Source organism: Paraburkholderia sp. (assembly GCF_035656215.1).
GTDB lineage: Bacteria > Pseudomonadota > Gammaproteobacteria > Burkholderiales > Burkholderiaceae > Paraburkholderia.
Genome location: NZ_DASRSY010000324.1, coordinates 1 through 1,854, shown reverse-complemented (window position 1 = coordinate 1,854; position 1,854 = coordinate 1). Strand labels below are relative to the sequence as shown.

1 protein-coding gene and 1 pseudogene are annotated in these 1,854 nt (G+C 60.7%); both read right to left on the bottom strand.

The window, feature by feature from the left end; translation table 11 throughout:
- A partial coding sequence (locus tag VFE81_RS18625; protein WP_325046002.1) for an oligosaccharide flippase family protein occupies window positions 1–720 on the bottom strand: 720 nt, incomplete at its 3' end.
- A gap of 90 nt (window positions 721–810) precedes the next feature.
- A pseudogene (locus tag VFE81_RS18620) lies at window positions 811–1,854 on the bottom strand (hypothetical protein); the annotation flags it as partial.

The window sequence follows — 1,854 nt, the reverse complement described above, 5'->3', positions numbered from 1 at the left end:
GATCATGTTGGTGACGCTCGCAATCAGCATCCAGCCGCCGAAGTTGAAGAGTCCCTTCGCCACGCCGAGTTGCGGCGGAAGAATGCTGCGGATCTCCAGCACCTTCAGCGCGGAACGGCCGAGCAGAATCGCGGCCAGAATGCGCGCTAATACCGCAGCGGCCAGCACGTTCTGCAGGGTCGCGCCCATCCACCATGCGGCGCCGAGCGGCAGCAACTGAAACAGGAAGGTGCCGATGGTCTGATTGGTGTTGTAGACACCAAAGCGTTCCGCGCCGTTAATTGCCCCGGCGAACACCCACGACACGTTCGCAATCGGGATCGCCACCGCGAGCCACGGCAGCGCCATATAGACCTCGTGCTGCAGCTCAGGCGACACCTTGGTGAAATACGCGGTGTACAGAAACGCGCCGAAATAGATGATCAGCCCGCCGACGATGCCGGTCGCGAGATTGAGCCACGTCGCGCTCCAGAACACGCGTGCGCTCTCACTCTTATCGCCCGAGGCGCGCGCTTTCGAAATGTGATTCTGCGCGGCCATGCTCATGCCGAGATCGAGAATCCCGAAGTAGCCGATCAAGGTCCACACGAGACTGATCACGCCGTAGCGCTCGACGCCGAGCAGCTTGATATACGACGGCACGGTCACGAGCGAGACGAAAGTCGGCAGCACCAGCCCGAAGAAGTTGATCGCTACGTTCTTGAGAATGCCTTTGTCCATCGAATGCCTTGGGTTAAATCAGTTGCCTGGCTCAGTTGCCTGGCTCAGTTTCCTGGTATTGCGAATAAAGCGTTCACGACACGCATGTCATCAAGGCTTCCAGCGATACATCATCACTTTGCCGCGCGCGTCTTCTTCGACGAACACGAGGTACTCGCCATTGCTGCGCTTCGCGGCGCTGATGCCGTTGGGCACGTCGACCCAGCCCGATGCGCGACCCACTTCCGGGCCTGGACGGATCACGCCGACTTCCTTGCCGGTGTCCTTGTCCCACACGTGCACTGCGCCAACCGGCTCGACGCCGAAGAGGTATTGCCCTTCAACCGTGAGGCCGATGATCGTGGCGATGGGTTTGGTCTGGGTCGTCCATGGCAGCGTGATCGAATAGCGCTGCACCGGATTGCCGCTCGACCATTTGTCGTAACGCACCAGCACGCGGCCCACTTCTTTCCAGAACCCGCGATCCACCGGTGTGTCGGGCGTATAGCCGGTCACGTACATCGTGTCGGTGTCGGGATCGTAGATCGCACGATGCAGTTCGGTGAACGGTTGCGGCACCGGGTACTGCGTCATGTTCGAATACGAATAGATGGGATTGCCCTTCGCATCCAGACCGCCGAAGCGGAAGCGATAGATGCCTTTGTTATCCCGTGTGCGCCAGATGTCGCCAGCGGTATCGACCCACCAGCCCCAGCCGCCCGCGAGCTTCGTGCCGCTCGTGTTGAGCGTGAATTCGTCGGTGTTGAACTTGCCGTCGCCGTTCACATCGCGCCAGATCCAGTCGCCGCCCGGCGGCGCATTCGGCACCCTGGCGACCGCGCGCTCGCGCCCGGCGATGAAGCCGGAAGGAATCGCTGTTTCGCCGTCGTGCTGCGGGTCGAAGCGATAGATCTTCAGGTGGTCCGCGTACATGTCGGTCAGGTACAGGAACGTGTGACCCTTGAGCTTGCGGGCGATCGGCAAGCCGGGATATTGATCTACGTGAAAGACCGGGTCGTCGGGGTACTTGAAGCGGTTCGACAGAAAACCCGCGTATTTCCAGTCCTGTCCAGCGGGCTTCGACAGATCGAGTTCGAAGCGCTTGTTGCCGGTGTAGACGCTATCCGGACGTGACGGATCGATCCATGCGCCGTC